Raw genomic sequence first — 25,543 nt, 5'->3', positions numbered from 1 at the left:
GACCGGACTCTGCGCCTATTCCGGTTTCATATCCGAAGGAGGCACCCACCATGTCCGACGCCGAACGCCGACTGTCCGAACTGGGCATCACCCTGCCCGAGCCGGTCGCTCCGGTCGCGAACTACGTCCCCTGGGTGCGCAGCGGCAATCAGGTCTTCATTTCGGGTCAGATCTCGATGGGGCCTGACGGCCTCGTGAAGGGGCGGCTCGGCGCCGACATGGACATCGAAGCCGGTCAGGCCGCCGCGAAACTGTGCGCCATCAATCTGATCGCCCAGTTCAAATCCGCCTGCGGCGGCGACCTGTCGCGGGTCGTGCGCGTGGTGAAGCTCGGCGGCTTTGTCTGCGCCGCGCCGGATTTCACCGACATCCCGAAAGTCATCAATGGCTGCTCCGACCTGATGGTCGCGGCCTTTGGCGATGCCGGCCGCCACGCCCGCTCGGCCGTGTCCTGCCCCGTGCTGCCGCTTGGCGCCGCCGTCGAGATCGATGCGGTGATCGAGGTGCGGTCGTAAACCATCCCGGCTGACGTCGGCATCGCTCAAATTCCTGTCAAGTGAGGGATTTGGCTTCGCAATTGCGCGGCCTTGAGGCATGCTCCCTTCGGTTGTGTCCGGGGGAATGCAGGAATGAAGCGTTTTGCTACGGCAGTTCTGACGGTGTGTCTGTCACTGGCGGCCGCTTCGCCTGCCATGGCCCGGCAAGCTCAGCTGGAATTCGAGAACCGGACCGAAGCACAACTCGCGGCGGGCGAACGCGCGCGTGTGATCGTAACGTTCAGCCATACACCGCTGGCCGCCGACACGCCCGGCCGTGAAGCCGCCGACGCCGCGCTGAGGGCCGCCATCACGGAGCATCGAGAAGCCGTCTTCTCCCGGGTCTTTTCCGCGTCCGCCGCTGAACTCGCCGATGGCAACGCGACCGAAGCCCGTCTTCACCGCGCTTTCGACTACACGCCCGCTGCGGCGATGTATCTGACGCGCGAAGAGATCGCTGCACTCGCCGCCGATCCGGGAGTGGTGCGGATCGAGACGGATGAATGGGATCGCGTAACCCTTGATGCCTCGATCGCCGAAATCGGCGCGAACGTGCTACATTCAGGCGGTATAGATGGCGCCGGAGCGACGATTGCGATCCTCGACACCGGTATCGATTACGACCATCCGGCGTTCGCAGGCCGCATCACCAGCTCGGCTTGCTTTTCGAGCCAGGTCGCAGGCGATGGAACCGTGTCATCCTGTATTGGCGGAGCGGCGGTAGATACAAATTCTCCTCGCGCCGCGAACTATTGCTTCGATGACAACCCGCTCGACGCCTGCTTTCACGGCACGCATGTCGCGAGCATTGCTGCCGGAGTACCAGGAGGCAACTACCCTTATTCCGGTGTAGCGCCAGGAGCGAACATCGTTGCGGTTCAGGTATTCTCGGAAATGCGTCTGGTGCCGAACGATTGTCCGGTCGGAACCCGCTGCACGGTGTCCTACGTCTCGGACCAGATCGCCGCACTGGAATGGATATACGCCAACCGTGAAGCGCTCGGCGTCGACGTGATCAACATGAGTCTGGGGGGTGCGCCCCGAACCGGATCCTGCAACAGCGATCCGCGAACCGGCATAATCAGCCAACTCAAGACGGCCCATATCACCACCGTCGTTGCGGCCGGGAATGATGGCGTCGAGGGGCAGATGTCGAGTCCCGCCTGTATATCGGACACCGTGTCGGTGACCGCCACCAACGGTTCGGCACGGATCGCAGGCTTTGCAAACGTCTCTGAACTGACCGATCTCGCAGCGCCCGGTCAGGACGTCTCGGCCGCCGGACATTCCGGCACCTTGCCTCCCGTCTCGACCCAGTCTGGCACATCAATGGCCGCGCCTCATGTGGCCGGCGGATTTGCAGTGGCCGCGTCCCTTTTTCCCGGAGTGGGCCCCGACGATATCCTGGACGCCATGTCGACGGCAGGCATTCCTGTCATCTGGGATGATGCGCGCCCGCCGGTTCCGTCCTTGCGCCTCGACCTCGCGATTGCCGCGCTATCCAACGGGAATGAGCCGGAGACCCAGTTAAGGGTCAGCCCCGACGGCGCGAACACGGTGTCTGCGCGTTCTGCAAACGATTACGCCCAGTATGTTCTGACGAACACCGGCTCGACCGTACAGAACTGGTCGGTTCACTCATCCATTCCCTGGCTCGATTTTTCGCTTGCCCCGCCCGGTGCTGCCGCAGATGGCCAGTTTGAACGATTGTCGGGCGCGGTCGAACCCGGCGCCTCCGTCAGCATTTTCGTTAGCCCCGCGCGGGTGCTGGCCGAAGGCCGCTATGCAGCGGTGCTCGTCTTCGAGACGCCGCAAAGGTCGATCGTACGCGACCTTTTCGTTGAGTTCCGACCGCCGAACGATAATTTCGCGAATGCTGCACCGCTCGGTCTGCGAAGCGCCTACGCGAACGTGAACTTGGCGCTCGCCACAGTCGAGGCTGGAGAGACGCATCCGGACGCGGCAACCAATTCGATTTGGTTTGCTTTTACACCACCTGAAACTCGGACCTATGTTGTCGAGACGAGCGCCGCGTCATCGGGCGTGTACTCAGGTGGACCGGACAATCTTGCCGCACGCCGCCTCGATACGGGGCCAGTGGGAACCGGAAGGATTCGGGATTTCCCGTTCCAAGCCCGAGCCGGGCAAACGGTTTACATCGCCCTTGCCGACCCTGTTTCTGACGGCGCAGAAATACGAATCCGAGCCTCGGGAAACGACAATCTGAGTGGAAGTGCGCCATGGGAAGCGATCCGGCTCAATGGCGGGGCAGGCAGCGTACAGCGTTTCGGCAGCAATGCGGTCGAACCGCTCCCGGGCGAACCGTCTCTCGGTCAAAGCCATGCTGCGCGGCATTGGTTTGTTTGGACGCCGCCTTACACAGGAACAGCATCCCTCGCTGACCGGATCGCTGACAATAACCGCATCACCACCTTCGCCGTGTTCGAACGAACAGACGGTGCGGACGACCACGCACCAACGGATGACTGGTCAATGCTCGAAGCCGTCGCCCAACTGGAAATGACTTCGGCACCGGCCAATGGAGAAGACGACAGCGCAAGCCGGAATCTGCAATTCGCCGTCACCGAAGGGCATACCTACTGGATCCGCGTCGGGCGGGAGGACACCAATTGGTATTGGCGTTTTACCTACGGTGCGCCACGCGATGACGGTCACCACCTTCGTGCCGCTGTGCTGCCGACCGTCAGGCGCGTAACACTGGGACAAACTGCAACGGTCTTCATGACCGTTATCAATCCCGCCCGCTTCGGTGAAACGGCCCGCAACTGCCGGGTGATAGCAAACGGTGAAGGTGTCTCCTATGATTTCTCATACCGTTTGACAGATGCCTCGAACCGCGCAATCGGCAGTGAGGATGCGACCTTCGACCTTGCTCCCGGCGCCGCTCAAACTTTGGTTCTTGCCGTTACGCCGTCGATCGAAACCACTGTCGAACCCTCGTTTTCTTTCCATTGCGACAATGTCGTTCCCGTCGAACCGCCGGACCCGATCGAAGACCTGATCATCGCCGCCTACCGTGAACCGGCCGCCGACATCATTTCGATTGCGCAAACACAGTCCGGGGACGGCGTCGTCAATCTCATTCCGACGGGAACACGCGCCTTCGCGGTCGCAGCGGTGAACATCGGAGAAGCGAACGACAATGTCGACGTGCAGATTGGCGGCGTACATAACGGTCTCGAATTGCTACAGGTTTGCGAAACCGACAATTCGGGGCAGTGCGTGACCGCTCGAGGGGCTTCGCTGACGACTTCTTTCGGCGAGAACGAAGTCAAGACGTTCACCGTCTTTCTGAGGACTCGCGATTATGCGCAGCCTTTCGATCCCGCGACCTATCGGATCTGGATCGAATTCAACGAAGGCTTTCAGGCCGGCAATCGGTTCGGCCGGACTTCGGTTGCGACGCGGGTAGAAGGGGGTCCGCCGTCCGCTTCCGAGCGCTAAGACATTGACATGTCCGTGACCTCCCTGACGATCAAAGCCGTGCCGGGCCTGTCTGGTGTTGACCCGCACGCGTGGGACGCGCTGGCAAACCCGCCGGGCGCGGAGCGTGACCCCTTTCTGAGCTGGGCGTTCCTCGAAGCGCTCGAGGCGTCCGGCAGCGTTGGCGATAACACCGGATGGCTGCCCCGCCACCTTCTCGCGGAAGGCGAGGGCGGACGCCTGCTCGGCGTGATGCCGCTTTACGCCAAGACGCATTCCATGGGCGAATACGTGTTCGATCATGCCTGGGCCGACGCCTATGAGCGCGCGGGCGGGCGATACTACCCGAAGCTTCTGACGGCCATCCCGTTCACCCCGGTCACCGGGCGCCGCCTGCTCTCGCCGGACGCCGACGTGCGCCGCGCGCTGATCGACGGCGCGCGCCAGCTGGCCGCGCAGTGGGGCGTCTCGTCCTGGCATGTGAACTTCCCGTCGACGGCCGACCGCGAAGCCCTGAACGGGGCCGGCCTGCTGGCGCGCACCGACCGGCAATTCATCTGGGAAAACCGCGGCTACCGGACCTATGACGACTTTCTGGCCGACCTCTCCTCGCGCAAACGCAAGGCACTGAAGAAGGAACGCCGCGAGGCGCAGGACGGGATCGCGATAGAGCGCCTGTCGGGTTCGGATCTCTCCCCGGCGCACTGGGACGTTTTCTTCGACTGTTATCAGGAAACCGGCAGCCGGAAATGGGGCTCACCCTACCTCAACCGCGTATTCTTCGACCTGATCCATCAGCGCCTGTCGGACGAGATACTGATGGTGATGGCGAAGCACGACGGGCGCTATATCGCCGCAGCCCTGAACTTCGTCGGATCCGATGCGCTCTACGGCCGCTACTGGGGCAGGCTCGAGGATCGCCCGGCCCTGCACTTCGAGCTCTGCTACCATCAGGGCATCGAATTCGCGATCGAGCGGGGCCTGTCGCGCATGGAATCCGGCGCGCAGGGCGAACACAAGCTGGCGCGCGGCTTCCGCCCGAGGGCGGTCCATTCCGCCCACTTCATCGCCGATCCGGGCTTCCGTGCGGCCGTGGCCGACTATCTCGTGCGCGAGCGCGAAGCGCTGGAGTACGAGATCGCCGCGATCGACGCGGAAAGCCCGTTCAAGGCGGACGCCTGAGTCCCGCTTGAGTTGCCGCCCGGCACGGCTACGCTCTCCGTCATGAGCCTCGTCACGATCGCACAATTCCAGCAGCCCGAACACGCTATCGTGCTGGCCAGCGCGCTGGAGGCTGCCGGTATTCCGGCCGTTGTGCCCGAACGGCACATGCACTCATATTTCCCCTACCTCTCGCTTGGCTTCACCGCTGCCCGCGTCATGGTGCCGGTGGCGCTCGCGGAGGACGCCCTGAAAATTGCGAACGCCGAAGCACCGGCTGAACCCTTTCTCGCCTGCCCGAAGTGCGGCGGGAGGAGCCGCAAGCTTAAGACTCGCGGTGGCCCACTCGCCCTCGGCCTCGCGGCACTTTACCCGTTGGCAATCGGCACGTGGGCCCTGGCGGTTCCGCCACGGGTCGTGTCGACCCGGTCGTGCGAATCCTGCGGACACCGGTTCCGGCTCGAACGCGACCCCATCACGGCCGAGGAAGCCGGTTACGGCGATACGGACCGGTCTGCCGGTTGAACGAAGGCTTGAGGGCGATAGTCTGGCCGGGACTCACCAGTTCGGAGACCGGCCATGAGCCTCGACGGCGCCTATGACAGCGGCAATATCTTCGCGAAAATCCTGAAGGGCGAGATGCCCTGCGTGAAGGTCTACGAGGACGACGCCGTCCTCGCCTTCATGGACATTTTCCCGCAATCGCCGGGGCATACGCTGGTCGTGCCGAAGACGCCGGCGCGCAACCTGCTCGACCTCGACGACGACGCGCTTCAGGCCGCCATGGTGCGCGTGAAGCGGATCGCGAACGCGGTCCGGTCCGCGCTCGATCCCGAGGGCATCGTGATCACCCAGTTCAACGGCGCGCCGGCCGGCCAGACCGTGTTTCACATCCACTTCCACATCATCCCGCGCTGGGAGGACAAGCCGCTCGGCCGCCACGGCGGAACGCAGGCCAACATGGACGAGTTGAAGGCACAGGCCGAGAAGATCGCAGGAGCACTCACCGACTGATGGGACAGTTCAAGGTTCACCACCGCTATGCCGCCCGAACCGTCGCTTATGACGGGCTTGAAGAGTCCGATGGCTGGAAGTTCAAACGCTATTCCCTGTCCTGGGACGGCTCGGCGATGGACGATCCCCGTTTCGTCGAGGGCGAGGCAATGACCCGCGGCCTTCTGCCCTCACCCGCCGTCGCGGAAGACCGGCCCGGCGCCGCCATCGTGATCCGGCATCAGGGCCGGAACCAGAACTATGTCGTGATCGCCTGGTGGGACCGGGAAAACGAGCTTCCGATCCGCGTCGTCGTCGACGAAGGCCAGGGCTGGCGCCTCGCCAACGAACACGAATCCATCTGCGTCTGGGATCTGCAGATCATCGCCTCGGAACGCGACGCCTACGTCCGCCACATCCTCGCCTGGCCGGACAAGCCGGACCTGCGGCGCTATCTGGCCGAGATATATGCCCCGTCGGACGGCACGGCGGCCTGACCGCTAGCGCACCGGCTCTTTCGACTTCTTCGACTTGCCGCCGGACTTCTTCGGATTGATCCGGTCGCCCGGCGTGATGTCGAAATCGAGCCGTTCGGGATCGGCTGCGTCGACATCGACCTTCACCAGGCCGCCTTCCTTCAGCTGCCCGAAGAGGATCTCCTCGGCGAGCGGCTTCTTGATGTATTCCTGGATCACCCGCGACAGCGGACGCGCGCCGAATTTCTCGTCATAACCGCGCGAGGCCAGCCATTCGGTCGCCGCTTCGCTCAACTCGAAGGTCACGCCGCGGTCAGACAGCTGGGCTTCCAGCTGCAGAACGAATTTCTCGACGACACGGCCGACGATCTTCTGCGAGAGGCCCGCGAACGGAATGATCGCATCCAGACGGTTGCGGAATTCCGGCGTGAACAGCTTCTCGATCGCCGCCTGGTCCTCGCCTTCGCGGCGGCCGCGGCCGAAGCCGATGGCTTCCTTCGCGGCGTCGGAGGCTCCGGCATTCGTCGTCATGATCAGCACGACGTTGCGAAAATCGACCTTCCGGCCGTTCGCGTCCGTCAGTGTGCCGTGATCCATGACCTGCAAAAGGACGTTGAACAGGTCCGGATGCGCCTTCTCGATCTCGTCGAGCAACAGGACGCAGTGCGGGTGCTGGTCGATCGCATCGGTCAGAAGCCCGCCCTGATCATAACCGACATAACCCGGAGGCGCGCCCAAGAGACGGCTCACCGTGTGGCGTTCCATGTATTCCGACATGTCGAAGCGGACGAGTTCGACCCCGAGGATGGACGCGAGCTGGCGCGCCACCTCGGTCTTGCCCACGCCCGTCGGGCCGGAGAAGAGGTAATTGCCGATCGGCTTTTCCGGCTCGCGCAGGCCGGCGCGCGCCAGCTTGATCGCGGCCGACAGCTTCTCGATCGCCTGGTCCTGGCCGAAGACGACGCGCTTCAGATCATTGTCGAGCGATTTCAGCGCGATCGCGTCATCCTGCGTCACGGTCTTGGCCGGGATGCGGGCGATCTTGGACACGACGTCCTCGATCTCCTTGACGTTGATGGTCTTTTTCCGCTTCGACGCGGGCACCAGGCGCATCCGCGCCCCGGCCTCGTCGATCACGTCGATCGCCTTGTCCGGCAGTTTCCGGTCGCCGATATAGCGCGCCGACAGTTCGACGGCTGTTTTCAGCGCCTCATTCGTGAACTTCACGTCGTGGAAATCCTCGAAATACGTCTTCAGCCCCTGCAGGATCTTGATCGTGTCGGCCACGGACGGCTCGACCACGTCGATCTTCTGGAAGCGGCGGGCCAGCGCCCGGTCCTTCTCGAAATGCTGGCGGTATTCCTTGTAGGTCGTCGACCCCATGCAGCGCAGCGCGCCGGACTGCAGCGCCGGCTTGAGCAGGTTCGACGCGTCCATCGCCCCGCCGGAGGTCGCCCCGGCCCCGATCACGGTGTGAATCTCGTCGATGAACAGGACCGCGTTGTCGAGCTTTTCCAGCTCCTTCACGACCTGCTTCACGCGCTCTTCGAAATCGCCGCGATAGCGGGTCCCGGCCAGCAACGTGCCCATGTCGAGCGAGTAGATCGTCGCGTCCTCGAGCACGTCCGGCACTTCGCCTTCGATGATCTTGCGCGCGAGACCTTCCGCGATCGCGGTCTTGCCGACGCCCGGGTCGCCGACCAGCAGCGGATTGTTCTTCCGCCGGCGGCACAGCACCTGGACGCAGCGCTCCACCTCGGACTCGCGCCCGATCAGCGGATCGACATCGCCCTTGCGCGCCTTCTCATTGAGGTTGATGCAATAAGTGGACAGGGCATCGCCATCGGCCTTCGGCGCGCCGGGCATTTCCGCCTCGCCGTCCTCGCTGCCGCGCACGGCACGGGGCTCCGTGCCCCCGGCTTTCTTGGCGATCCCGTGCGAGATGAAATTCACCGCGTCGTAGCGGGTCATGTCCCGCTCGGCGAGGAAGTAGGCGGCGTGGCTTTCGCGTTCGGCAAAGATCGCGACCAGCACATTCGCCCCGGTCACTTCCTCACGCCCGGCATTCTGGACGTGGATCACGGCGCGCTGGATCACGCGCTGGAAGCCGGCGGTCGGCTTCGCATCCTCGTCGTCATCGACCACCAGTTCGCCGAGTTCGTTGTCGACATAATCGGTCAGCGTTGCCCGAAGCTCCTCGAGGTCGAGCTCGCACGCCCGCATCACTCCGCCTGCATCCTCGTCATCGACAAGGGCAAGCAGCAAGTGCTCCAGCGTCGCGTATTCGTGTCCGCGCTCATTGGCAAAGCCGAGGGCGCGGTGGAGCGAGTCTTCGAGAGCGGGTGAGAAGGAGGGCAACGAACTATTCCTTTTCCATCGTGCATTGCAGAGGATGCTGCGCACGGCGCGCGGCGTCCATGACCTGGGCGACTTTCGTTTCGGCCACTTCGTATGTGAACACGCCGCACACGCCGACACCATTCTGGTGGACATGAAGCATGATCCGGGCCGCGTCCTCGGGCGTCTTGTTGAAGATGCGCACCAGCACCTCCACCACGAATTCCATCGGCGTGTAGTCGTCGTTCAGCAGCAGAACCCGATAAAGTGACGGTTTCTTGGTCTTCGGGCGCGTTTGCGTGGCTACGCCTGTTTCGCGTCCCGGTGCTGCTGGGCCTTTCTCGCGTTCAGTCATCGAATCCGCCTGCGGTCCGGCACTAGTAGATAGGAAACCCGGCCCCTTGGGGAAGCCCCCTGCTGTGTGAAACGCCGTAAAAGCGGCGCGGATCCACCAAAAAAGAAAAGGCCCGGCACCTTCAGGTGCCGGGCCAGTCGGGGAGGTACACTTGTTAAGTCGGCGGCGCGATTAGCGCTGCGACTGAACCATTTCGACGGCGGCCGAAACGCGGGCGTTCAGCGGGGCCATCGTGTCCTTCACGGTACCGGCATACAGGTCCGTGACGGTGTTGATCTGGGCCAGGTAGGCGTCCATCGAGGACTTCACGAAGTTCGTGTGAACTTCGACCATTTCCTGCACCGACTTCGCCGAGGTCAGGGCCTTCGAGGCGGCGACGGTGTCTTCCATCGACTTCTTCGCGAACGCGATCGTGTCGGCGTTCAGCTTTTCCGCGCCCTTGCCGGCGGCGGTTGCGGACGCGATCACGGCGTCGAGGTTTTCCTTATGGAAGGAACCGGCTTCGTTGAACGACTTGATCGTCTTCTCGAAACCTTCCTTGAACGCTTCATTGCCGGCGGCGGTCATCGTTTCGACGGTGTCGCGGGCGGTCTTGGTAGAGGTAGCCATTTGAGTTTTTCCTTTGCGCGGGGAGGTCGCTTTGGGTTTCGCGGCGGCCTTGCGGCGCGCCGGCTTCTTGGTCGAGACGGCTTTCGTGCGGGGTGCACGAGCCGGCTTCGTCTTGACCGTCTTGGCCGCCTTCTTAGGGGCCGCAGCCGTCATGGCGACGGTCGTCTGGGCAGCTTCGGTCGCCGCTTCAGCCGTGGTGGTCACGGTTTCGGCAGCGGCTTCAACGGCCTTTTGCGGTTCGGTTTTGGCAGCGTTATCGGTCATGGGTCCTGTTATCTCTTCGAATCTGCTCTTCGCAGTTGCAGCATATTAATGGGTATTGTTCGCGCCCGCGTCAAGAGAAATGTTGCGCTGCACAAAAATATCACAATTGCCCTGTTAAGCCTCCGGTAACCCCGGCGCGCTGGAATATGGCCCCATGGGCGGATTGCGGGTCTTTCTGGTGGCTTTGGCCACTCTGTTCATGGTCGCGCACGCGGGTCACGCGGCGGCCGACAATCCCCGTTACGCAGCCTTTGTCGTCGATGAAACGACGGGCGAAGTGCTTCACGCCCGCCGCGCGGATGATGCACGCTACCCGGCCTCACTGACCAAGATGATGACGCTCTACATGTTGTTCGAGGCGCTCGAACGCGGTGACGTCACCCTGTCGACCGAAATGACGGTCTCCGGCCATGCTGCCGGGCAATCCCCGTCCGTGCTGGGTGTCGAGAGCGGCGATACGGTCACGGTGGAAACCGCCATCCGCGCCCTGATCATCCGCAGCGCCAACGACATCGCCGTCGTCGTGGGCGAGCACCTCGCCGGCACGGAAACCGCCTTCGCCACTCGCATGACATCCCGGGCCCGCGAGCTGGGCCTGACCCGGACCACATTCCGCAATGCGTCCGGCCTGCCCAATAGCCGCCAGATGACCACGGCGCGCGACATGGCCCGCCTGTCGATCGCCCTGCACCGCGACTTCCCGCAATACTTTCACTATTTCCGCGAGCGCAGCTTCGTCCACAACGGACGCACCTGGCACAGCCACAACAACCTCGTCGGCCGGGTGAACGGCGTGGATGGCCTGAAGACCGGTTATATCCGCGCCTCGGGATTCAACATCGCCGTGACGGCGGAGCGCAACGGCCACCGCATCGTCACCGTCGTGATGGGCGGCCCGTCGGCGGCCTCTCGCGACAATCACGCCGAGGAACTGGTCAATGCGGCCTTCCGCTCCTTCGAGCGCCGTGAACAGATCCTGATGGCTGCGAACGACATCGCGCCGCGCATGAACCCGATCCGCATGCAGGACCAGATCGCCGTCGAGATCGCCCAGCTCGACCTGCGCGGTCCCGTCGCCCAGGGCGATGCGGACAATCTGCCGGCGCTTCGCGTCGTACTTGATGACAGCCCGGCCCCGGCGCATGAACCCGTCGCGTCTGCGCCGTCGCAACCCGATCCGGTTTCACAGCCCGCCGCGCCGGTCCGCACGGCGTCCGCCGCCGCACCGTCAGGCCAATGGGCGGTGCAGGTGGGCGCCTATGCCGGTGAAGCCGCCGCCCTCGCCCGGCTTGAAACCGTGCGGACACTGGCCCCGGACCTCACCTCCGCGTCACTGGCAACACCCTCGGTCGATACGAATGGCCGCCGCCTGTTCCGCGCCCGCTTCGAAGGGGTCACGGCCGATACCGCCCGCGCGGTCTGCCGCCTGCTCGCCGAACGCGGCGAAGCCTGCTTCGCCGTCGCACCGGACGCCTGATCCACACGCCTATCGCAGCAGCAGATCCCGGGCTTCCTGGATGCGCCGGGCAAGCGCTGGGGAACCGCCCGTGTCCGGGTGATTGCGCTTCATCTGCGCGCGGTAGGCCGCCCGGATGTCTTCCTCCGCCGCCCCCTCTTCAAGGCCCAGGATTTCGAGCGCCTCACGCCGGGTCATCGCCCCTGGCGCGGTCGGCGCGCTGCCGCCCTGCCCGCCCCGGTTCGCGCCCGGCTTCGGGCGAAGGCCGAACGCTACGCCGATCAGCCCCATGCCGAAACCGATCACCGGTACGCCGAGAACGGCGAGCCCGCGCAGCGTCATCAACCCGCCGACGAGGATGGCCCCGGCACCCAGAATGGCCCGGCTCCACTTCTTCGCCTCCTGCGGCTTCATGCGCGCGAACGCCTTCAGCCCGAAATAGGCGAACACAAGAAGCGCGAGACCGGCGAGAAGAAAGGGCATCGCGTCAGAATGGAATGCGCTCGCCCGCGAGGCTGGGCAGCTTCAGCATGATCAGAAGGTCGCGCAATTCCTGCCGCGCGGCGACATGGCTCATCGTGAAGGGAATGGTCGACCCGTCTTCGGTCAGATCCAGCAGCGTCAGGCCGAGCGGAAACAGTTCGCGGTAGATCACGCGCTCGGCAAAGCCGGGGGCCAGACGGAAACCGATGCGCTCCGAGAGCTTCTTCAGCCCTTCGCCGACACGGCGCTTGTTGCGCGCATCCAGCATCGAGACGCGGTTGCGCATGACGATCCAGTCGATCGACTTCTTCTCGCGCTGGGCTTTGCGCTTGCGGCACTCCCAGACCATTTCGGCGTAGAGACTCGGCCGTCCGACGGCGAACGTGTCCGGGTCGATTTCGGCCAGGAGGTCGAAATCGATGAAGCTGTCATTGACCGGCGTGATGATCGTGTCGGCCGCCGCATGGGCGAGACGCGAGTAATGCGTGTCGCTGCCCGGGGCATCGATGACGATGAAATCGCACTGGCCCTTGAGACGCGCCAGCGTGTCCCTGAATCGCTCCGCCTCTTCAGCTTCGGCGCGATCAAGATGACGTTCGGCGCTCGGTTCGATGATCTCTTCGACCGGCGACGGCAGATCGGCCTGATAGGTCTCGCACCAGCGTTTCCGGTTCGACAGATAGCGGGAAAAGCTGCGCTGGCGCACGTCCAGATCGATCGCGCCGACCACGCGGCCCATCCGCATCAGCGCGACGACGAGATGCATCGCCACGGTCGACTTGCCAGCCCCACCTTTCTCATTGCCCACGACAATGACATGCGCCGGCTGGCCCGCACCGCGTCCGGGCAGTTTCAGACCGCTCGCAAAGGGTTTCGCCGTTTCATTCATCATGGGTTCCGGGCACCGCGCCGGTGTGCGCCGCGCAAGATAGGGTATTCGCAATCGCGATAAAGCTGATGGCGCAGAAATTAATTTTCCGACTCCGCCTCCAGCGGATCGCCGGTGAACGCCATCGCCTGACAATAGATCGCGCTCTGGCTCAGCTCGGTGCACGCGGAAAGCGCGTCGGCCCGGGTCGCGAACGGGCCGGCCTTCAGACGCAGATAGACGCCGCGCTCGCCCAGGTCAGCGGCCTCGACGCGCGCCTGCAGCGGTCCCAGCACATCCGGCAGCATGGCCCGCATCGTCTCCCAGCCCTGAACCACGTGATCCATTGTCCGGTAGCTGGCAATATGCACACCGTAAAGCAGGCTCTGCCCCGGCGGGATCACCTCCGGCGTCTCAGGCTCGGCGACCGGCTCGGCGCGGTTCGGCTGTCCCCAGAGCGCCGCGGCCAGCGCGTCCATCTCGGGGCGGAGCGGCGCGACACGCGCAGGATCGGCGGCCCGCGCCTCCAGCTCCGCGGCCAGTGCCGCGGCCAGCCGCGCGTCGGGATGATCCGCGACGATGACCGGCGCGGGCTGCACATCCGACCCGCCCGTCGTCGCACAGGCGGTCAGGAAAAGTCCGAGGGGAATCACAAGGAAGCGAAGCATCTTTCCCCTCTAGCGCGAGTCGCCCCGCTTGCCTCGCCTGTTGGTCCGGCCTAGACGGCAGGTCATGAGCGAAACCTTCCCGATCCGCACCGTCCACACCGTCACCGACCTCCGCGCCGTCGTGTCCGGCTGGAAGGCCGATGGCGAAACCGTCGGTTTCGTCCCGACCATGGGCGCGCTGCATGCCGGGCATATCTCGCTGGTCGACATCGCGAAATCCCGGGCAACAAAGACCGTAGCCAGCGTGTTCGTGAACCCGAAACAGTTCGCGCCGGGTGAGGATTTCGGGGCCTATCCCCGCACCCTGCCGGACGATGCGCGGAAGCTGGCGGAGGCCGGCTGCAACCTGCTCTACGCGCCGAACGGTCCTGAGATGTACCCGGACGGCTTTGCGTCCTCCGTTCATGTCGGCGGTCCGTCGGAAGGGCTGGAGACGGATTTCCGCCCGCATTTCTTCGACGGCGTCGCGACCGTCGTGACCAAGCTCTTCGCCCAGGTCCGGCCCGACATCGCCGTGTTCGGCGAGAAGGACTACCAGCAACTGCTCGTCGTGAAGCGGCTCGCCGCCGACCTCGACCTCGGCGTCGAGATCGTACCCGGCCCGGTGATGCGCGAGGCAGACGGCCTCGCCATGTCGTCGCGCAATGTCTATCTCTCTGCCGCAGACCGGCAACGCGCGGTGCGCCTCAACGCCCTGCTCTTCGCCTGCGCCGAGGCGCTCGAAACGGGCGAACGCATCGCCGACACGCTGAAGACCGCCCGCATCGTCGCGGAAAGTGCCTTCGACCTCGTTGATTATGTCGAGGTGCGCTGCGCGGACACGCTCGCCGCCCTGCCCGGCCCGGTGCTCGACCGCCCGGCCCGCGTGCTGGCGGCCGTCAAGCTCGGCACGACACGGCTGATCGACAACGTCGCGGCGAATCCGGTTTAATCAGCAGTATCATGGAGTTCCCATGCAAATGGGAACCTGAAGCTGGCAACCGGCTTCGGATTCCCGCTTGCGCGGGAACCCGGGAAAAGCCCGTCACCAAGCCCCGATCTCGATCAGCTTGCGGCGGAGCTCATCCGGCAGATCAGCCCCGCCGGTCGCCGCCGTGAGATCGGCCGGCGCATCGCTGTCCTTCAGATAGCGCCAGCCCTGAAACGGCCGCTTCGGCGACGGGTTGGTCCGGATGATCTCCGAATCCATCACGATGGCGCAACGCTTGGTCCCCTCGGCGTCGATCACCTCGTCGAGCCCGATGATGCGCTGGCGGCACTGGATCACCCGCTTGATCACCCAATAGAGGCTGCCGCCGTCCAGCACTTCCTCGGCGCGCTTGGGCGACATGCGGGTGACATGCCGCGACACAGCCGGCTCCCCGCGCGCCTTTCGCTCGGCCACGCGCATGTCGCGGAAACTTTCCAGCTCCTCGACCGTGTCGACCCCGACGCAAAGCTTGATCAGATGCAGCGGCATGACGTCGAGCTAGGGCGGAATCGCCCCGGCGTCAAAGTGACAAAGTTCATTCCCTCCCCTCGAAGGGGAGGGACGCGAACGGCTTTCTTCAGGAAGACGGGAGCGGGGTGGGGTGAACTTACCTTTTCCCTGGGGTTGTCGCGAATGCGGGAATCCGAAACCAGGTGCAAACTTCAGGTCCCCATGTTCATGGGGACCCAATCAACATCTCAATTGACGCTTCCCGGACGGCGAAGCCGGTCCGGGATCCAGTCTCGACCCCGGTCTTCGCTTCGCGAAACCGGGGAGCGTCGGGAATAGCCGTATTCATTGACCCCCACCCCGGTCGGCTGGCTGACGCTCAGCCTCCCGGCCCTCCCCTCAAGGGGGAGGGCGGAGGATAGCCCCCTACCGCGCCTCGTATTCCACGTCAGAGAAGGTGAAGCGGATGTCCTGGCTCTGGCGCTGGAACAGGGCGCTCAGGTCGATCCGGGTGGAGAATTCGCGCACGATCGGCCCCGGCAGGCCATCGACCCGCGCAAACTCCATCTCCATCTCGAATTCGTGGATCCGGGCCGCCGGATGCGGCTTGAAGCTGGCCGGAGCAAAGATGCGGATGCGCTCCACGAAGGGGTCGGACTGCGCCACCGTCAGCTCGCCGGACAAATAGCGGCCGAAATCATCGGCGTCCGAGTCCTCCTCGTCATCCGACATGTTCGGCGCGAAGGAATAGACGGCACGGCCGCCGGAACGGCGCAGCTCGTTCAGCTCGCCCGAGATCAGGTCGGCCGTATCGGCACTGAAGAACAGACCGCTGCCCTCACCGCCAATCCCGAAGGACTGGCCGGTGTCTTCCTCGGCCTCCTCGCCGTCTTCGGCCGGAGCCTCCTCCTCGTCGGGGGTGGACATGTCGATCCACTCCTCGCGGAGATCATCGCTCATCGCGGCCGGAGACGCCGGGCTGATCAGCGTCCACTGTTCGCCTTCCGGCCGGCTGGAATCGAAGCGCGCGGTGAATTCGCCCATCTCGCCGTAATTGGCGGTGAGCGTGAAGCGCCAGACATCGTCCTCATGCCCCTCATGCACCGCGCCGAGCGCCTCGCGTACCAGCGGAGGCCAGCTTCCGGGGATGTCGGGACTGTCGGCGAAGGCGGGAATGGCGGGCGCGAGCGCCAGGCTCGCGGCAATCAGAATCGAACGCATCATGTCTCTCCGTCACGCCCCCGCGTGGCCGGAGAGATACGAGGCTGCGTCAGACCTGTCTACCGCGTGATCACCCCGCCTTGCGGCGTTCGCGGAAGCCGGTCGGCGCGTCCGGATCGATGTCGAAGGTGCGTTCGCTCTTCGGCATCGGCTTGTCCTCTTTCCACATCGTCTTGGCGAGTTTCGACAGGCCGAGCTTCATCAGCGCCCCAGGACCCGTCGTCTTCGCCGACTTCGGAGTCCAGCCGAACTTCCGGCGCATCACGCCATTGGCGTAGAGCACGTTGTTCTTCACCAGCGAGTCCGTGGTCACGACTTCCATCGTCACCGACACGTTCAGACCATCGAGATTCTGCACCCGGTGCGGACCGTGCAGCGGCCAGGAGGTGAACATGCCCGGTTCCAGATCGACCGCCTCGCAGTCCGCGTCCCAACGCGGATCGAAGGGCAGATCCTCGGTCTGTTCGTGGTGAAGGATCGCTTCCATGTGCGCGTCGGACACATAGGGCTCGGTGGCGGGATAGATGCGGATCCGCTTCTTGCCGCGCACATGCCACAGCACGGTTTCCGACACGTCGGAGTGCAGGAAGACCTGCGCCGTCGGTGAGGAAATCAGGATGCCGCTTTCGAAATTCAGCGGCCGGTATCCCGGATTGAGACGCTGCAGATCGGTGATCATGCCCTCGAAGATCGGATAGAGCTCCGGATCGTCGGTCATGGCGCGGCGCAGATTGATCCACAGCTTGCCGCGGCGCACCGCCTCGATCAGCTCGTCGCCGCCGTAATCGCCCGGATCGCCCGCGCGCCAGCTGTCCTTGCCGTCGGCCAGCTCGCCCATTGTGCAGAAATCGGTCAGTTCGCGCGGATGCCGGTCGATCAGCCGGGCCAGCGCCTCGTCGGAAAATTCCGGGCGCTCATGCAGATTGTGACGGCCGACCGTCACGCGCTGGCGGAAATCCGCCTTCGCTTCCGGCGTCCACTCGGTCACGACCCTGGTTGTCGTTTCGCCTGTCCCGTTCATGGCCAACTCCCTTGTTCGCGTCTCACGCGAGCAGGAATCGGGCCAATTCTTCGCAAAGTGCCGTCACCCTCGCGAAGGCGGGGGTCCAGATTTGCACTTGCTCTGGATTCCGGCGTTCGCCGGAATGACGAGAGATAGGTGGGTCAAAGGGCGTGGCTCATTCCTTCTCCCCTTGGGGGAGAAGGTGCCCGAAGGGCGGATGAGGGGTTCTCTAAAATCCACCCCTCACCCCAACCCTCTCCCCCGAGGGGAGAGGGAGTAGAAGAATTCAGGCCGCCGCGTCTTCCTCGGCCGCCAGCGTGATCAGGGCATCGCCCTCTCCCACCTGAGCACCGGCCTCGGCGGAGACGCTGTCCACCACGCCGTCGCGCGGCGCGGTCAGGGCGTGTTCCATCTTCATGGCTTCAAGCACGACCAGCGCATCGCCTTTCGACACCGCCTGACCCGGCTTCACATGCACGGCGAGCACCTTGCCCGGCATCGGCGCTTTCACGAGATTTCCGGCTTCCAGCGCATCGGCGAGCGCATCGGGGCGCGGCCAAGCAAACAGTCGGCCCTCGCCGCCGAAGAGCACGATCAGGCCTTCGGCACGCCGGATCACTTCGGCGCCGTGCGTTTCGTGCCCGGCCAACCAGCTGACCTTCACGGCGTCGCCGAGGTCGGAAGCCTTGGCCTCGCTGAGCACGGCATCGCCCCAGGGCGACGCAACGGTTGTGACCCCGCCTTCGGTCAGCACGCCGGTTTCCATACGCTCACCATCCATTTCAAAGGCGACCCGGCGGCGCGGTGCAGCATTCATCCGCCACCCATTGCGCGATGCCCACGGATCGCGCGCCGCGCCAGCCAGCGCCGTCAGTGCAGCCGCCGCGACGGCATCGGCGCGCGCGCCTTTCGGCACCAGAGCGTCGAGATTCTGTTCGATGAAGTGGGTCGAAACATCACCCGCGATGAAGGCCGGGTGCAGCAAAGCCGAGCGCAGAAACCCGCCATTGGCGCGGACCGGCCAGGCCGCGACACCGCTCTCGATCGCATCGGCCAGCGTGTCGATCGCCTTCTCGCGGGTCGCGCCATAACCGATCACCTTGGCGATCATCGGATCATAGTGCAGCGAGACCTCACCGCCCTCCTCGACCCCCGTGTCGACGCGAACGTCCTTTCCGTTGAACGGCAGGCGCAGATAGGTCAGCGGCCCTGTCGACGGCAAAAACCCGCTCTGCGGGTCTTCGGCATAGAGCCGCGCCTCGATCGCGTGACCAGTCAGCGTGACGGCGTCCTGCGCTGGCACCTTGCCGCCCGCCGCGACTTCCAGCTGCAGCTTCACGAGGTCCAGCCCAATGACCATCTCGGTCACCGGATGCTCCACCTGAAGCCGGGTGTTCATCTCCATGAAGAAGAAGCCGTCGGGCCGAAGCGCACCGGACCCGTCGACGATGAATTCCACGGTCCCCGCACCGGAATAATTCACCGCCTTCGCCGCATCGACGGCGGCCCTGGTCATCGCGGCGCGCACCGCGTCCGTCATGCCGGGCGCGGGCGCTTCCTCGATCACCTTCTGGTGGCGGCGCTGCAGCGAGCAGTCGCGCTCGAAAAGGTGGATGACGTTGCCGTGGCTGTCGCCGAACACCTGCACCTCGATATGGCGCGGGCTCGAAATGAATTTCTCGATCAGGACATTGTCGTCGCCAAAGCTTTTCGATGCTTCGCGCTTGCAGCTCTCGAGCGCCGACAGGAAGTCCTTTTCCGCGTCGACCTTGCGCATGCCCTTGCCGCCACCGCCGGCGACCGCCTTGATCAGCACCGGATAGCCGATCCGGTTCGCTTCCGCCTTCAGATGCTCCGGGTCCTGGTCCTCGCCGTGATAGCCGGGGGTGACGGGCACGCCCGCCTTCTCCATCAGCGCCTTGGCGCGGTCCTTGAGACCCATCGCGCGGATCGCGTCCGGCGACGGGCCGATGAAGACGATCCCGGCCTTGGCACAGGCCTCGGCAAAACCGGCATTTTCAGACAGGAAGCCGTATCCCGGATGGATCGCTTCCGCCCCGGTTTCCTTTGCAACCTTCAGGATCGTGTCGCCCTTCAGATAGCTTTCCGCGGACGGTGCCGGGCCGATCAGAACCGCCTCGTCCGCCATCTTCACATGCGGCGCTTTCGCGTCGGCTTCGGAATAGACCGCCACCGTCTTGATGCCCATTGCCTTGGCGGTGCGCATCACGCGGCAGGCAATCTCGCCCCGGTTCGCAATCAGGATTTTCTTGAACATGCGGATCGGCTTTCCGTCGCTGAACGTGTCTTGGGCCTTTGCGCCCGAAAACCGCGCCGGGGTCAAGCCGCGCGCACGTCTGAGGACCGGATTGAATTTATCTACTAATTTATTAGTTGAAAGTATCCGGCCCGCATGCCAACGTCCGGCGCGGAAGGGGCGCGAACCATGGGAGTCTGACATGTTCCGCCACACGGCGATTGCCGCCATCGCATTTGTTTTCTCCGCCGGCCCGGCTGTGGCCGACGGTCCTGAAACCGCCCGCCAAGTCATGCAGGAGGTGCGCGAATCCGCCCCCATCCCGGCCCTGTCGGCCGCTGTCGTTACGGACAGCAATCTCGTCTGGGCCGAAGCCCTGGGCGAAGCCAGCCTCGAACTGGCCGTACCAGCGCAGCCGGACCACCGTTTCCGGCTGGGCAGCGTGTCCAAGGTAATAACGGCGAGCCTCGCAGCCCGCATGACCGATGCTGGCCTGGTCGATCTCGACCGGGCAATCGGCGATTACCTGCCGGACCTGCCCAAACAGCACCGCGCCACCACGCTGCGGCAGTTGCTGACCCACCAGGGCGGCATCCGGCACTACGGCCGGCAGGACTTCGACTTTACCGGACCCGGCGGCCTGATTGACGTCCGGCCGTCCTACCCAACGACCGCGTCGGCTCTGGCCCTCTTCATCGAAGACCCGCTGACCAGCGCCCCCGGCAGGGAATACAGCTATTCCACCTTCGGCTACACGCTGGCCGCGGCAGTGCTCGAAGCCGCGGGCGGGGCCGGTTTCGGTGAATTGGTCGAGACCCATGTCGCCGTGCCCCTTGGCCTGACCACACTGGCACTCGATGAGCCGTATTCGCTGCGGCCGAACCGGGTCGAGTATTACGACATCGGGGAAGTCTACACCCGGCAGATGGGGCTTCGGGTCGAGACCGACGTGGTCAATGCCCTGCCCAACAACCCGTCCTACAAATGGGCCGGGGGCGGCATGATCGTGACGGCAAGCGATCTCGCCCGCTTCGGCGCAGCGCACGCCCGGCCGGGCTTTCTGACGGCCGAGACCTTCGCCGATGTCTTCACCCTCGCCCGCACCGCGGACGGGGAAGCGACGCCGATCGGCTTGGGCTGGCGGATCGACACGGACGAGAACGGCCGGACCTATTACCACCATGCCGGCACCCAGCAGGGCGCCCGCGCGGTTCTGGTCGTCTACCCGGCCGAGCGCGTGTCCGTGGCGCTGCTCGGCAATCTGGGCGGCACACCGGAAGACATCCTGACCCCAGCCCGCCGCATCGCCGAAGGCTTCATGGAGTAGCGTCGGGCTTTTCCAGCCCCTTCGTCTTGTGCACGGCGGCGACGAGGACGAAGGATATGATCATCAACAGATACCAGGACCCCAGCTTGTCGAGGGAGACGGGCCGCCACGTCTCTCCATTCTGGTTCGGATAGGCCCAGGCCCGCGCGAACGTGCCGATATTCTCGGCGAACCAGATGAACATCGCGACCAGCAAGAGGCCGATCACCAGCGGCATGAAGCGGTGTTTCAGGTCGGGGCGGAACCAGATCACGCAGGGACCGTAGATCGCCAGCGTGGCGGCATAGAGCCCCCAGCGGACGTCGATCGTGTAGTGGTGGGTGAAGAAGTTGATATAGACCGCCGCGGCGAGCAGGCCTTGCAGCCAGAGCGGCGGAAAGCGGTCGAAGCGGAAGTCGAATATCCGCCAGACCCGGGCGATATAGCTGCCGACGGCGGCATACATGAAGCCGGAGAAGAGCGGCACGCCGCCGATCCGAAGGAAGGCCTCTTCGGGATAGACCCACGACCCGGCGTAGGTCTTGAAGATTTCCATCGCCGTACCGACGACGTGGAAGACGAGGATGACCCGCGCCTCCTCCCAGCTTTCCAGCTTCGTCGCCAGCATCATGATCTGGATGCCGAGGGCCGACAGCGTCAGGAAATCGTATCGCCCCAGCGGCGCATCGTCGGGGTAGAACAGGAAGGTGCCGAGCAGCAGGGCCAGCATCAGCCCGCCGAACAGGCAGGCCCAGGCCTGCTTCACCCCGAAGCTGACGAATTCGAACAGGAATTGCGTGACCGGCCCGCGCACGAAGGCCGCCCGCCACGCATCGTGGCGCGCATGCAGCCAGGCGCGCGGATCCCGGATCAGACCCAGCGCCTTACTCCGCCCAGTTCGGCTTGCGCTTTTCGAGGAAGGCGGCAAGCCCCTCCTTGCCCTCGTCGCTGGCGCGGCGGTCGGCGATCCGGTGGGCAAGATTCTTCATCAGCCCGTGATCGATTTCTTCCCCGGCGACGTCATGCACCAGCGTCTTGGCGTCCGCGACGGCGCCCGGCGCGGCAGCAAAGGCTAGCGAGGCCAGGTGCTCTTCCATGCCGGTGAATTCGTCAGCGCTGCCGATCACGTACTGAACGAGGCCGATCTGGTGCGCGAACTGGGCATCGAACCCCTCACCGCTCGCGAACAGCGCCCGCGCCCAGCGCGGACCGATGGCCCGGATCACGAAGGGCGAGATCGTTGCCGGCGTCAGGCCCAGCTTCACTTCGGAGAACTTGAACTTCGTGTCCTTCACCGCCACGGCGACATCGCAGGCGGCGACCAGACCGGCCCCGCCGCCCATCGCCGCGCCCTGCACCAGCGCCACCGTCAGCTGCGGCAGCGAATAGAGCTTGTAGAGCATGTCGGCGAGCGCCTGCGCGTCCTCGCGATTGGCGTCGAGCGTGTTGTAGCTCTGGTCCTTCATCCATTCGAGATCGGCCCCGGCGGAAAAGCTCTTTCCCGCGCCGCGCAGGATCACGAAGCGCACCTCGTCGGTATTCTTCGCCAGAAGGTCGAAAATCTCGGTCAGGCCGGAAATCACCTCGTCGTTGAAGGCATTGTGCCGGTCGGGCCGGTTCAGCGTGATGACCGCGGTCTGGCCGGGCGTGATGTTCAGGAGGACGGGTTGCTCATCGGACATGGGGGTTATCCACTCGTGTCTGCGGGATAGAGACGGGGATAACGCCGGGCCGGGACCGGCGCAAAGGAAAACGGCCGCCCGGCATGCCGGACGGCCGTTTCGATTCCGGATGATCCGCGCGTCAGTCGCCGCGGAAGATCATGCCCTTGATGATCGAGAAGATGATGATCGCGATCAGATAACCCACGGCAAGCGCCGCAAGATACTGCATGTAGACCATGTTCACGCCGCCTTCGGCCATCACCGGAGGCATCGCGAATTGTGCACCATCCCGGATCATCGGCATGACGAGATCGACCACGACATGGATCACCACACCCACAATCGTGAAAATCAGGATGGCCCCGGCCCCGCGCATCAGGATCGCGAGCACCAGCGCAATCACGCCGAGCTGGATCAGGAACGGCATCCACGACACCGCCTCCCCATTGCCGGCATAGGTCACCAGTCCGGGTTCGAACCAGTTCCAGACCGGCCCGAGCCAGCCCTCAAGCGTATTCATGAAATCTTCCATGGCGTCTTCCCCTCAGTTCGCCTGCTGCGTCCACAATAGCCCAAGACGCACTTAGAACGAAAACTTCTTGTTAATGCTTCCGATGGAAAGCCTGTTCTCCTGTGACGCGAAAAGCACGCAATCTCAGGGCGTTGCACGCGAACAGGGCGAAGATAGATGTTGTAAATCTGTCGCAAATTGGAGAAGTGACGTAAAAATCGGTTGATTCCACACGGACTTCACGGGCCGAGATCAACTCCGGATCAGCGTCTTCTTCAGAAGGAAGAGCACGCCGATCACGATGAAATATCCCACCAGCAACAACCCGATATAGCGCCAGTAACCGGCCTCCAGCACCGGCGGCAGGCGGAACGGTCCGCTTTCAGCGAACACGGGCGCCAGGATATCGAGCGCGACATGCGCCACGACCGCCCCGGCGGTGATCGCCAGCCACCGGCTCCATTGGCTCATGAACAGGACGGCGATGATCGCGACGATCAGGCCCTGAACCGCATTGACCTCGGCAAAACCCGTCCGCGCGAAATCGAGCACTGAGTTGACGAATTCCATATCCCCCTCCCCCGAAGTGATGGCGACGGGAGGTTAGCGACCCGTTGCCCGGAAGGCGAAAGAAAACACGCGGTCCCGGCAATACCGGGCCCCGTCACCATCTCGGGAAAATTGACGCTCCCCGGTTTTGCGTAGCAAAGACCGGGGTCCGGTCTCGTGAATCTGGATCCCGGATACCGGCTGACGCCGGTTCCGGGAGACGTCAAGTTACATCCGGAAGACGCCGAATTTCGTGTCGCCGAATTCGGCATTGCGCGACGCCGACAGCGACAGGGCGATGACGGTTCGGGTATCCGCCGGCGCGATGATGCCGTCATCCCACAGCCGCGCCGTCGAGTAATAGGGCGAGCCCTCGGCCTCGTAGGTCTCGCGGATCGGTGCCTTGAAGGCGGCCTCATCCTCGGCGGACCAGGTCTCTCCTCGCGCTTCCATGCCGTCGCGCTTGACAGTGGCGAGCACGCTCGCCGCCTGCTCCCCGCCCATCACCGAGATGCGGGCATTCGGCCACATGAAGAGGAATCGCGGCGAGTAGGCCCGGCCGCACATGCCGTAATTGCCCGCGCCATAGGATCCGCCGATGATGATCGTCACCTTCGGTCCGGCGAAGCACGACACCGCGGTGACCAGCTTCGCCCCGTCCTTGGCAATGCCGCCGGCCTCGTATTTCGAGCCGACCATGAAGCCCGTGATGTTCTGCAGGAAGACGAGCGGAATTTTCCGCTGCGCGCAAAGCTCGATGAAGTGCGCACCCTTCTGGGCGCTCTCCGAGAACAGGATGCCATTGTTGGCGATAATGCCGACCGGCATGCCCTCGATGCGGGCAAAGCCCGTCACCAGCGTCTCGCCATAGAGTTTCTTGAACTCGTCGAATTCCGAACCGTCGACGATCCGCGCGATCACTTCGCGCACATCGTAGGGCGTGCGCAAATCCGTCGGCACCACACCGTTCAGCTCGTCCGGCGAATAGGCCGGAGCGACCGGTTCGGCCAGGTCCGGCCATTCCGGCTTGCGCGTGTTCAGCGTGCCGACGCTGCGCCGCGCAAGGAACAGGGCGTGGTCGTCATTGGCGGCATAGTGGTCGGCGACGCCGGACTTGCGGGCGTGCACATCCGCCCCGCCCAGATCCTCCGCCGAGATCACCTCGCCGGTCGCGGCCTTCACCAGCGGCGGCCCGCCGAGGAAGATCGTGCCCTGCTGGCGCACGATGATCGTCTCGTCCGACATCGCCGGGACATAGGCGCCGCCGGCGGTGCAGCTGCCCATCACGACCGCGATCTGCGGGATGGCGGCGGACGACATCTGCGCCTGATTGTAGAAGATGCGCCCGAAATGCTCGCGGTCCGGGAAGACCTCGGCCTGGTGAGGCAGGTTCGCCCCGCCACTGTCGACGAGATAGACGCACGGCAGACGGTTCTCGCGCGCGATCTCCTGCGCCCGGAGGTGCTTCTTCACCGTCATCGGGTAATAGGTCCCGCCCTTCACCGTGGCGTCATTGCACACCACCATCACCTCGCGGCCCGACACCCGGCCGATCCCGGCAATCATGCCGGCGCCGTGAATGTCGCCCTCATACATGCCGTTCGCGGCCAGCGCGCCGATCTCGAGGAAGGGCGAACCCGGATCGAGCAGGCGCTCCACCCGTTCGCGCGGCAACAGCTTGCCCCGGCTGACATGCTTCTCCCGGGCCCGCTCGGAACCGCCCATCGCCGCTTCGGCGGTGCAGGCGCGCAACTCCTCGACCAGCTTCCCCATCGCTTCGCGATTGGCCTTGAAGGCGTCGGAAGCGGGATCGATCTGCGACGTGATGTGGCTCATGTGTGTGGAACTCGCGGAGGTCTGCCGAAAAGGTCACACGCTCTTAGCCGCTAAACGCATGTCCCGGCAACGCGCTGCATCCATTCAGGACCGCACCGGCATCCTTGGAGGCAGATTCCAAGGAGA

Annotated in this window: 24 protein-coding genes; 9 read left to right on the top strand and 15 right to left on the bottom strand. The window is 64.4% G+C overall.

Features of this window, described 5'->3' with window-relative positions; all coding sequences use genetic code 11:
* The first annotated feature begins 50 nt into the window (after positions 1–50).
* The 6 genes from L5876_RS03110 (at position 51) to L5876_RS03085 (ending at position 6,631) form a co-directional block, all read left to right on the top strand.
* On the top strand, positions 51–515 hold the full coding sequence (locus L5876_RS03110; RefSeq protein ID WP_236954624.1) for a RidA family protein: 465 nt from the start codon (positions 51–53) through the stop codon (positions 513–515).
* Between the two features lie 114 nt (positions 516–629).
* Positions 630–4,001, top strand: coding sequence for a S8 family serine peptidase (locus L5876_RS03105; protein ID WP_236954623.1), 3,372 nt, complete (start codon positions 630–632; stop codon positions 3,999–4,001).
* Positions 4,002–4,010: 9 nt separating this feature from the next.
* Complete coding sequence (locus L5876_RS03100) at positions 4,011–5,162, top strand: GNAT family N-acetyltransferase (protein WP_236954622.1); 1,152 nt, start codon at positions 4,011–4,013, stop codon at positions 5,160–5,162.
* A gap of 42 nt (positions 5,163–5,204) precedes the next feature.
* Positions 5,205–5,666 (top strand): DUF2007 domain-containing protein, encoded by a 462-nt coding sequence (locus L5876_RS03095; protein ID WP_236954621.1) that lies wholly within the window; start codon positions 5,205–5,207, stop codon positions 5,664–5,666.
* Positions 5,667–5,720: 54 nt separating this feature from the next.
* Positions 5,721–6,155, top strand: coding sequence for an HIT family protein (locus L5876_RS03090; protein ID WP_236954620.1), 435 nt, complete (start codon positions 5,721–5,723; stop codon positions 6,153–6,155).
* Positions 6,155–6,631: a hypothetical protein gene (locus L5876_RS03085; RefSeq protein WP_236954619.1), complete on the top strand. Its 477-nt coding sequence runs from the start codon at positions 6,155–6,157 to the stop codon at positions 6,629–6,631. Before L5876_RS03090 ends, L5876_RS03085 begins: the two co-directional genes overlap by 1 nt.
* Before the next feature lie 3 nt (positions 6,632–6,634).
* Here the strand turns inward: L5876_RS03085 and clpA are convergent, their stop codons facing one another.
* The 3 genes from clpA to L5876_RS03070 form a co-directional block, all read right to left on the bottom strand.
* Positions 6,635–8,968 carry an ATP-dependent Clp protease ATP-binding subunit ClpA gene (clpA, locus tag L5876_RS03080; protein WP_236954618.1) on the bottom strand — a complete coding sequence of 778 codons (2,334 nt, stop codon included), beginning with the start codon at positions 8,966–8,968 and terminating at the stop codon, positions 6,635–6,637.
* Between the two features lie 4 nt (positions 8,969–8,972).
* A complete protein-coding gene (gene clpS / locus L5876_RS03075) occupies positions 8,973–9,302 on the bottom strand; it encodes an ATP-dependent Clp protease adapter ClpS (RefSeq protein WP_039717992.1) in 330 nt (109 codons plus the stop codon).
* A gap of 171 nt (positions 9,303–9,473) precedes the next feature.
* On the bottom strand, positions 9,474–10,175 hold the full coding sequence (locus tag L5876_RS03070; protein WP_236954617.1) for a phasin family protein: 702 nt from the start codon (positions 10,173–10,175) through the stop codon (positions 9,474–9,476).
* A 154-nt stretch (positions 10,176–10,329) separates the two neighbouring features.
* Here L5876_RS03070 and L5876_RS03065 point away from each other — a divergent pair, with 154 nt between their 5' ends.
* Positions 10,330–11,652, top strand: a complete 1,323-nt coding sequence (locus L5876_RS03065) for a D-alanyl-D-alanine carboxypeptidase family protein (RefSeq protein WP_236954616.1) — start codon at positions 10,330–10,332, stop codon at positions 11,650–11,652.
* Between the two features lie 9 nt (positions 11,653–11,661).
* Here the strand turns inward: L5876_RS03065 and L5876_RS03060 are convergent, their stop codons facing one another.
* The 3 genes from L5876_RS03060 to L5876_RS03050 all read right to left on the bottom strand — a co-directional run bounded on the left by L5876_RS03060 (position 11,662) and on the right by L5876_RS03050 (position 13,650).
* Positions 11,662–12,114: a DnaJ domain-containing protein gene (locus L5876_RS03060; protein ID WP_236954615.1), complete on the bottom strand. Its 453-nt coding sequence runs from the start codon at positions 12,112–12,114 to the stop codon at positions 11,662–11,664.
* A gap of 4 nt (positions 12,115–12,118) precedes the next feature.
* Complete coding sequence (locus L5876_RS03055; RefSeq protein WP_236954614.1) at positions 12,119–13,006, bottom strand: division plane positioning ATPase MipZ; 888 nt, start codon at positions 13,004–13,006, stop codon at positions 12,119–12,121.
* A gap of 77 nt (positions 13,007–13,083) precedes the next feature.
* Positions 13,084–13,650 (bottom strand): SPOR domain-containing protein, encoded by a 567-nt coding sequence (locus tag L5876_RS03050; protein ID WP_236954613.1) that lies wholly within the window; start codon positions 13,648–13,650, stop codon positions 13,084–13,086.
* Between the two features lie 64 nt (positions 13,651–13,714).
* Here L5876_RS03050 and panC point away from each other — a divergent pair, with 64 nt between their 5' ends.
* Positions 13,715–14,581, top strand: coding sequence for a pantoate--beta-alanine ligase (gene panC, locus L5876_RS03045; protein ID WP_236954612.1), 867 nt, complete (start codon positions 13,715–13,717; stop codon positions 14,579–14,581).
* Positions 14,582–14,674: 93 nt separating this feature from the next.
* Here the strand turns inward: panC and L5876_RS03040 are convergent, their stop codons facing one another.
* The 4 genes from L5876_RS03040 to L5876_RS03025 all read right to left on the bottom strand — a co-directional run bounded on the left by L5876_RS03040 (position 14,675) and on the right by L5876_RS03025 (position 19,572).
* Positions 14,675–15,109, bottom strand: a complete 435-nt coding sequence (locus L5876_RS03040) for a DUF1489 family protein (protein ID WP_236954611.1) — start codon at positions 15,107–15,109, stop codon at positions 14,675–14,677.
* Between the two features lie 387 nt (positions 15,110–15,496).
* Entirely contained in the window at positions 15,497–16,294 is a 798-nt protein-coding gene (locus L5876_RS03035) for a hypothetical protein (RefSeq protein WP_236954610.1), read from the bottom strand.
* Between the two features lie 67 nt (positions 16,295–16,361).
* The gene (locus L5876_RS03030) at positions 16,362–17,312 is read right to left on the bottom strand and encodes a cupin-like domain-containing protein (protein ID WP_236954609.1); all 951 of its coding nucleotides are present in this window, start codon (positions 17,310–17,312) and stop codon (positions 16,362–16,364) included.
* Between the two features lie 268 nt (positions 17,313–17,580).
* Positions 17,581–19,572, bottom strand: a complete 1,992-nt coding sequence (locus L5876_RS03025; protein WP_236954608.1) for an acetyl/propionyl/methylcrotonyl-CoA carboxylase subunit alpha — start codon at positions 19,570–19,572, stop codon at positions 17,581–17,583.
* Between the two features lie 181 nt (positions 19,573–19,753).
* Between L5876_RS03025 and L5876_RS03020 the strand changes: the two genes are divergently transcribed.
* A complete protein-coding gene (locus tag L5876_RS03020) occupies positions 19,754–20,878 on the top strand; it encodes a serine hydrolase (RefSeq protein WP_236954607.1) in 1,125 nt (374 codons plus the stop codon).
* On the opposite strand, the gene L5876_RS03015 is transcribed toward L5876_RS03020, so the two are convergent.
* The 5 genes from L5876_RS03015 to L5876_RS02995 form a co-directional block, all read right to left on the bottom strand.
* On the bottom strand, positions 20,868–21,671 hold the full coding sequence (locus L5876_RS03015) for a DUF817 domain-containing protein (protein ID WP_236954606.1): 804 nt from the start codon (positions 21,669–21,671) through the stop codon (positions 20,868–20,870). The two genes, L5876_RS03020 and L5876_RS03015, sit on opposite strands and share 11 nt — an antisense overlap.
* 70 nt (positions 21,672–21,741) lie before the next feature.
* Complete coding sequence (locus tag L5876_RS03010; protein WP_236954605.1) at positions 21,742–22,539, bottom strand: enoyl-CoA hydratase-related protein; 798 nt, start codon at positions 22,537–22,539, stop codon at positions 21,742–21,744.
* A 121-nt stretch (positions 22,540–22,660) separates the two neighbouring features.
* Positions 22,661–23,053, bottom strand: coding sequence for a hypothetical protein (locus tag L5876_RS03005; RefSeq protein ID WP_039717982.1), 393 nt, complete (start codon positions 23,051–23,053; stop codon positions 22,661–22,663).
* A 231-nt stretch (positions 23,054–23,284) separates the two neighbouring features.
* A complete protein-coding gene (locus tag L5876_RS03000) occupies positions 23,285–23,602 on the bottom strand; it encodes a hypothetical protein (RefSeq protein WP_236954604.1) in 318 nt (105 codons plus the stop codon).
* Positions 23,603–23,809: 207 nt separating this feature from the next.
* Positions 23,810–25,417, bottom strand: coding sequence for a carboxyl transferase domain-containing protein (locus L5876_RS02995; RefSeq protein ID WP_236954603.1), 1,608 nt, complete (start codon positions 25,415–25,417; stop codon positions 23,810–23,812).
* Positions 25,418–25,543: the final 126 nt, after the last annotated feature.

The organism is Hyphobacterium sp. SN044 (assembly GCF_021864465.1).
GTDB lineage: Bacteria > Pseudomonadota > Alphaproteobacteria > Caulobacterales > Maricaulaceae > Hyphobacterium.
The sequence above is the reverse complement of the archived record's forward strand: the minus strand, read 5'-3'. Positions and strand labels throughout refer to the sequence as shown.